Source organism: Oleiagrimonas sp. (assembly GCF_027858935.1).
In the GTDB taxonomy this organism is placed as follows: Bacteria; Pseudomonadota; Gammaproteobacteria; order Xanthomonadales; family Rhodanobacteraceae; genus Oleiagrimonas.
Genome location: NZ_JAQIBU010000364.1, coordinates 1 through 7,062, shown reverse-complemented (window position 1 = coordinate 7,062; position 7,062 = coordinate 1). Strand labels below are relative to the sequence as shown.

The 7,062-nt window shown below is 58.7% G+C and carries 5 protein-coding genes; 1 reads left to right on the top strand and 4 read right to left on the bottom strand.

The window, feature by feature from the left end:
* Nucleotides 1-3: 3 nt before the first annotated feature.
* From PF446_RS13890 to PF446_RS13875, 4 genes are all read right to left on the bottom strand, one after another.
* Nucleotides 4-315 carry a hypothetical protein gene (locus PF446_RS13890; RefSeq protein WP_298072618.1) on the bottom strand — a complete coding sequence of 104 codons (312 nt, stop codon included), beginning with the start codon at nt 313-315 and terminating at the stop codon, nt 4-6.
* Nucleotides 316-1,169: 854 nt separating this feature from the next.
* Nucleotides 1,170-4,778, bottom strand: a complete 3,609-nt coding sequence (locus PF446_RS13885) for a M1 family aminopeptidase (protein WP_298072616.1) — start codon at nt 4,776-4,778, stop codon at nt 1,170-1,172.
* A 3-nt stretch (nt 4,779-4,781) separates the two neighbouring features.
* Nucleotides 4,782-5,678: an ABC transporter ATP-binding protein gene (locus tag PF446_RS13880; RefSeq protein ID WP_298072614.1), complete on the bottom strand. Its 897-nt coding sequence runs from the start codon at nt 5,676-5,678 to the stop codon at nt 4,782-4,784.
* Nucleotides 5,679-6,333: 655 nt separating this feature from the next.
* Complete coding sequence (locus PF446_RS13875; protein WP_298072613.1) at nt 6,334-6,636, bottom strand: helix-turn-helix domain-containing protein; 303 nt, start codon at nt 6,634-6,636, stop codon at nt 6,334-6,336.
* Nucleotides 6,637-6,843: 207 nt separating this feature from the next.
* Between PF446_RS13875 and PF446_RS13870 the strand changes: the two genes are divergently transcribed.
* The coding region (locus PF446_RS13870; RefSeq protein WP_298072612.1) for a hypothetical protein at nt 6,844-7,062 on the top strand (219 nt) is incomplete at its 3' end.

Here is a 7,062-nt window from a genome sequence, read left to right as displayed (position 1 = left end):
CATCTACGCTACGAACCATCTGAAAACCAGAAAAATCGCAACGATCGCGACCGGCATCCACAAAATCGGAGTCTGCCAGACGCGCAACGGCTTTGAGCTACCGAAATGCAGACGCCTTCGGCCGAAAAAGGCAAAGCCGGATAGCAACCGGACCAGGAGCAGTGCCACGATGGACAGGCCCAGCCCGAACCATAGGAAGCTTGGAGGCGCTTGTTGAAAAAGCACCAGCAGGAGTGCAAATACGACCGGCATGGATGCAATGATTGCAAATTGCGCAGGGCGCATTTGTCTGGGCTTTTGCTCCAGTTCATTCATGCGGCCATCCTCGGACATGTCGAACTCTGGAGTTAAGCGACGTCGAAGCCTGCCGCCTTGGAAAAAATGTTAGACGTCATGGCGACCAGTGGTCCGTTGAATCACAATGCTAGCTCTTGGCAGACGTTTTCCAGGAAGCCGACCGCGAAGCGCGAAATAACCAAACAAATAGCATCCTCCGACTGCAAAAAGACCGGTAATTAGCGTAGACCATGTCTTGTACTGACCGTGTATAGCCAGCACAGTCACCGACCAGATTTCGACTGCCGCAAGAAACCCTGAGATGATTCGTTGGACGATTTGGTGATTTCCTTGCTTGCTCATAACTTACCCATGACGACTAACTTGAATTGGACCCCATAAACGGGATGTCGCAATGAGTATGCCCGGCGCTTCGCACAGGTGCAATCAGCGAAACCCTACGCGTAATCATGGGCTTGGCTTCTTCTTTCCGCCGCAGATTCAACCGTTCATGCAAGGCGTTATGCGACAGCATCGAGGGTGCATGAGTTAGGCCGGCGCAACAGCGGTGTAACAGAACGCAAACCCCGTAAATGGCTTGATGTGGTGCGCGCGTTTGCGCGTCAAGCACTCCGGCATGCGGACCAGACAGGTGTATGTGGCCTGGGTTCTTCGTTTCCTCCTTCTTGATGAACACGGGTCTGCGTGTTCTTTCGCTGCAAACGCCCAGGGTTGGTTTGCTGGTCAAGATGAAGCGCCACGGCTCGACTTCAGTGACTCCCGCGCAGCACCTGATGTGCGTGTGAATCGGCGCAGGCCCTTGTGCCAAATGGCATGGCAGTGACTTCACCAGGCGATCAGTGTGTCGATCGCCTGGCTCCGCAGTTTTGCACTTACTCCACCGTCACCTTCATCCGGTTGTCACTGGAGACGCGGTCGATCAACTCGTTGTACGGGTCGATGCCAACCTCGTAGGGCTTGCCGTCAACATGCAGAGTGATGGTGCTGTCGCCGTCCGCAAGCTTGCGTTTTTCGAGGTAAAGGATCTTCTCATCGGCTTCCTTGCCATCCTTGGCGCGTGCAAATATGCCGATGTCGATGGGCAGGTTGATGTGCCCCTTGGTTTCCTTGCCTTCACCATCCGAATAACTCTTGGACGCATGCACCTTCATGGTGACGTCGTAACCCCCACCGTTTGCCTTGTGCGCTGTGGCCGAGATTACGCGGTTGTCGTACAGGGTGATCTTCCAGAACCAGTCATCCAGCACGCCTTTCCATTCGGGACCGGCTGTTTTTTCAAGCGCGTCCATGAACTCGATGGAGTTGGTGTAGGGCGGATTCTGGAACCCCTTGTCGATGAGGAACTGTTTGAGCATGCCATCGAGCTTGTCTTCGCCGATATAGTCCTGCAAGGCGTAGAACACCATGGAACCCTTGCGGTAGTGGATGTAGGGCTGGTTTTCCACCTTGGCCAGCGGTTCTTCCTTGTCTTGTTCCGTGGCGCGGCCGGCGAGGTAGCGATCCAGTTCGTACTTCAGGAATCGACGCATGTCCCTGGCGCCATACTGGTGCTTGATCACCATCAACGAAGAATATTGCGCCAAGGACTCGCTGAGCATGGTCGACCCCTGCATGTCCGCGCCAATCACGCGATGCGCCCACCACTGGTGTGCGACTTCGTGGGCGGTGACATCGAACACGTAGTCGAGATTGTCCTTGTCCTGCAGATCGGCAATGAAGCCGATCGACTCGGAAAACGGAACCGTATTGGCAAACGATTGCGCGAAGCTGGCGTAGTCCGGGAATTCGAGAATACGCAGTTGCTTGAACTGGTAGGGCGTGAAGTGGCTGTTGTAGTACGCGAACGCCTTTTCCACCGCTTCGATCATGCGCTCGACATTCCAGTAATGTGCCGGGTTGTAATACACCGCAATGTTGATGCCGTGCCATGTCGCCTTCTTCACCGCATAGCGGGCAGACAGGTAGGCGAAGAAGTTCAGCATTGGCTGGTCCATCGCGTAATGGAAACAATGCCGATGCTTGCCAGTGCTCCATTCTCTTTTTAGCTGGCCGGGAGCCATGGCGGTCTGGTCGGCGGCGGTGCACACGGTGGTGTCGAAACGGATCCAGTCGGCGTCGTGGCTGATGTACGTGTTGGCGCGCCTGGCCGGGTCTTCGCTGAGCAGTGGCATGCGCGGCACGTCCAGACTCAGGCCGTATTTGCGGCGTTTGCTGCGGTCGGTGATTTGCCGGTTGGCGTCGTAGCCAAACTGCGGAAACATGCTGGTGTTGTTGAAGAACGTGCCATTGTGGACCAGAAATGTCTCCCCGGTCCCATTGGTAAAGCCCTTGGGCGCGTAGGTTTCGTCAAAGTCGAACGACATCGAAGCGCCCGGCGCCAGCGGCTTGTCCAGCTTGTAGATGGTGACGCCATGAATCGCGTCTTTCTTGACCACCGTGTGCGCGGGGAAAGTCAGTGAATTGAGCGTGAGATGCGATGTCGAGGCCAGAGAGTCGAGCCGCATATGCAGCGTATCGATCGGTTTGTCGTGCTTGTTGACCAGTGTGTAATGGCCCTTGATGTGCAGGCGTCTTTGGTAGGGATAAATGTCGACATGTGCTTGCACCGCGGTGATGCGCGGTTGCGGCAGATGCCTGTACTTGGCGTAGGTCTTTTCGTAGCTCGCCTGGCGCGCGGTGGAAGTGTCGCTGGCCACATACGCGTTGAGGATGTGGGTGTTGTAGAAAACCCACGCGCCCGTCAGCACAAAGCCGACCAGGGCGAGCGTGAGCGTGACGCGTTCCGGTCGCCGCAAACGCGCCAGCGCCTCGCGTTTGCGCAACGCCCAGGTGTGGCCGGTCCCGCGGACCCAGAACAAGGCGGATGCCACAAGCAGTGCCAGCGCCAGCCAGGCCCAATAGCCATAGAACCACAACGCGCCGACCCAGAAATGGCCAAAGCCGTTCATGTCCGAATACGGCACGCTGGGTGCACCGGCGTAGCTGTACATGTTGCTGTCCAGATGCATCATGCCAAACGTGATCTGGCCTGCGAAGTACAGGATCAGCAGCAGGTAGCCAAGAAACTTGCTGTTGGCCAGCACCTGCAGGAACACGGCGAGGATCGCGATCAGCACGAACGGGATGGCCTCGAACGCCAGGGTTTTCACGTACACCATCGGTTCGATGTGGGTGAATCCGTGCAGCAGCTGCCAGCCGATGCACCAGATGGCGCCGACCGCGAAGAAGGTCACGATCACGGCAACCAGGGCGGTGAACTTGGCTGCCAGAGACACCCAATCGGGTGTCGGGAAAGCATCGCTGACCTCGTTGGTTCGTTTGCTGCGCTCGCGCCATACCAACTCGCCGGCATAGAAGGTCAGGATGATCCATAGCAGGAACTGAAAACTGCCGCGCATGTCGGTCAGCAGGACGTGGGTCACCGGATAGGTCGAGGTGCCGAATATCTTCCCCGACAGTGCGATGGCTCCGGTCAGGTTGGCCAGACCCAGTACCAACATGACGAGAAATGCTGCGCCGCGCAGCACGCTGGAGGTATCAAAGCGCGCCAGCGTGAAGAACTGACGCCAATGCGCGGCGCGGTCGTCGTGGATGCTGACCTTGGGCAGGTCAAGGCGGGCTGGCGAGGTCAGCGTCATGGCTGCATCGGCCTTGCGACGTCGGCGCCATGGCAGGCGCAGGCCCTCGCGGTCCGTGCGGAACAGCGCGAATGCTGCCGCCAGGAGAGCGACTGCAACGGTCAGCCAGATCAAACGGTTGGCCAACAGCACACCGCTCAGTTGCGGTAGCTGGTGGTTGAGCTGATCGACCGACCAATAGCGCGTCGCCAGGCTGATCGTGCGCATGCCGAACGGATCGAGCAGGCCGGCGATGGTGTGGTTGTTGAGGTTACTGAGGAGATTGTTGGAGATCGCACTGAGAACAAAGAACGCGATAATGCCGATATAGGTGGCCAGCAATGAGCGCGTGGTCGTCGCCAGCAGGAAAAGCATCGCGGCGATCAATACCAGATCCGGAATGACGATCACGCCGAACGCCCAGCCATAACCGGCCATACTGGTCGGCCCCAGACGTGCGGCTTCCAGCCATGGCATGAAGCTGCCGATCAGCAGTCCCAGCGCCGTGATCACCATGACCGCCAGCGCGGTCAGATAACCGGCGCCGAAGCGGCCTCCGAGATAGGCGCCCTTGCTGACTGGCGTGGCAAATACCATTTCCTCGCTGCGCTGATCAAAATCGCGCAGTGCCGCGCCAGCCACGAACATCGTGACCAGAAACATGCCGAGTATGCTGAAAACGGCGAGCATGCGGATGATGACGATCGGCGCATTGCGGTGGACGTTGCCCATGCCTCCACCGATGCTGACGGCGTCGGTGGTGATGAAAGCAAATGCCAGAAGAGCAAATGCCAGGCTGACAACCCAGAACAGCGGTGCACGCAGCTGCTGGCGCAGCTCGAATCGAAGGACCTCGCGCCACATGGCTCAGGCCGCCTTTGCTGGAGAAGTCGCAGCGGACTGCTGCTGCAGTTGCCCGAAGTAGACATCCTCTAGATCCGGCGCGACCGCTTCGAAACTGGCATCGGGAGCACTGTCGGCAAGCACGTGAATCAGCGTCTTGCCGGCAGCCAGTCGGGTCGAAAGCACGGCCATGTGCGCGCGGTAACTTTCCAGCTGACTCTTGTCGATATGGGCGCGCCATACGCGGCCTTTGAGACTGGCGATGGCGTCGTGCGGTTCGCCGGAAAGCAATACCTGGCCCTGGCCAATGATCGCCATGCGCGGGCACAGATCGGTGACATCCTCGACAATATGTGTGGACAGAATCACCACTACGCGTTCGCCGATTTCAGCCAGCAGGTTGAGGAAACGGTTGCGTTCTTCGGGATCAAGGCCTGCGGTTGGTTCGTCGACGATGATCAGTTGGGGTTCGCCGATCAGCGCCTGGGCAACGCCAAAGCGCTGGCGCATGCCGCCGGAAAATGTGCCGAGCTTCTGCCTGCGCACGTCCCACAGATTGACTTGGCGCAGCAGCGCCTCGACAAGTGCGCGGCGTTCACCGGTCGCGGTCACGCCCTTGAGTACAGCGTAGTGGTCGAGCATGTCCTGCACGCTGACTTTCGGATACACACCAAAGTCTTGCGGCAGATAGCCGAGCTGGCGACGGGTGGCCTGCTTGTCGGCGAGCAAGTCCACGCCGTCGAGCATGATCGAGCCACTGTCGGGATCTTGCAGCGTGGCAATCGTGCGCATCAAGGTCGACTTGCCGGCGCCATTGGGGCCAAGCAGTCCGAACATGCCTCGCGGGATATCCAGCGACACATCCTGCAGGGCTGCGACGCCGTTGCCGTAGGTTTTGCACAGCTTGCGTATCGTCAGCATAACCAGACTCTCCCGATCAAAGTAGTACATCCAGCCATCCGAGGATGACATTGTGGTGCCAACGCCGACGGGCGCCGGACGCCGCGCTGTGCAGCGATGGAATGGATTGCTTTGCGCGTTGCATCAACACGACAAACGCCAATACCGCGCAGGTCGCTGAAGGACGCCGCGGCAACGTGGTCCCGGCTCATGTTGAGCGCGCCTTCAGTGGACGCTGCCACGCCTTCAAACATGGCAAACAGGAGCGGGGGTATCGTGCCGAAGCGCAATTCCGATTCAACTGGCGTTTGCATCTGGCCGAAGTGTCGCCACGTTTGATGGTTGCGATGATGCGCTGCAGCCTTTGGCCTTAATCGAATTTGCGTGCGGTGGGCCATTTTCATGACTGGGGGAGAGGGCTGATCAGATGACGCGAAGTGCCGATGCACAGGCAGGCCGCAGCCCAAGGGACGCAGACTGTACCGCGCAGACTCGATTTGCTTTTCACGATGACGACCTGCCCCTTTGAGGTGCGTGGAGAACTATTTTCCACCCTCGACGGATCCACCTGTTCCGGACCATACCCTTTATTCTGCAATCATGCTGCTTTCCGGATGGAGGTCGATCAGTCTGGAGCGCGGGCACGGCTACGAGTCCAGGAAATGGACCGGTTCAGCTATGGAACGATCGTGCGCCCCGATCCGGCGCGGAAACAAGCGGTCCAGCGTGTTGGCGTGATACCGAAAGCCTTGCGGAACCGCCGTGTCAGGTGACTCTGGTCCGCGAATCGGCAGGCCACTGCGGTGTCCGCCAGGGCATGGCCTTGATTCATCAGTGTGCGCGCCCGTTCGGCAGCAAGAAAGTCTGGACGCTTGAAGAACCGCGCCCTGCATGTCAGTTCGCGCAGGGTCTTGGACAGGCCATACACCGCATCCTGGAATTCCAGTGAATCCAGGGGGCGTTGATAGTCGTCCAGCAAAGGGCGAAGTACCCGTGCAAGGCGGCCATCCGTCGAGGTGCCGCTACGGATGAACGGCAGTTCCTGCCGCCGTCAGGAGCGGACATTCGCTATTACCTCGAAGATACGGTCAAAATGAATTCCCTGGCCCGGTGTACAGGCCCGTCACGCGGTCAACTGGCCTCTGCTACTGACTGCGAGTGAGAACCGCTTTCCAAGGGACCATGGATGAGCTTGAGCTACTCGCGCCTGCGCCAGTTGCATTTCCGAATGAGTCTGGCTGATCAGTTTCGTGGCATGGGGCGCACCATGATCATCATGCTGGGCTTCCTGGGTGCTACCGGTTTACTTGCCGTCGCGGAGATGTTGACGGTGCTGGCGAACGGGCTGATGGCGCTGACCTATCCGTATACGGCGCCGGTTGAACGTCTCGGTGTGGTGCTGAGT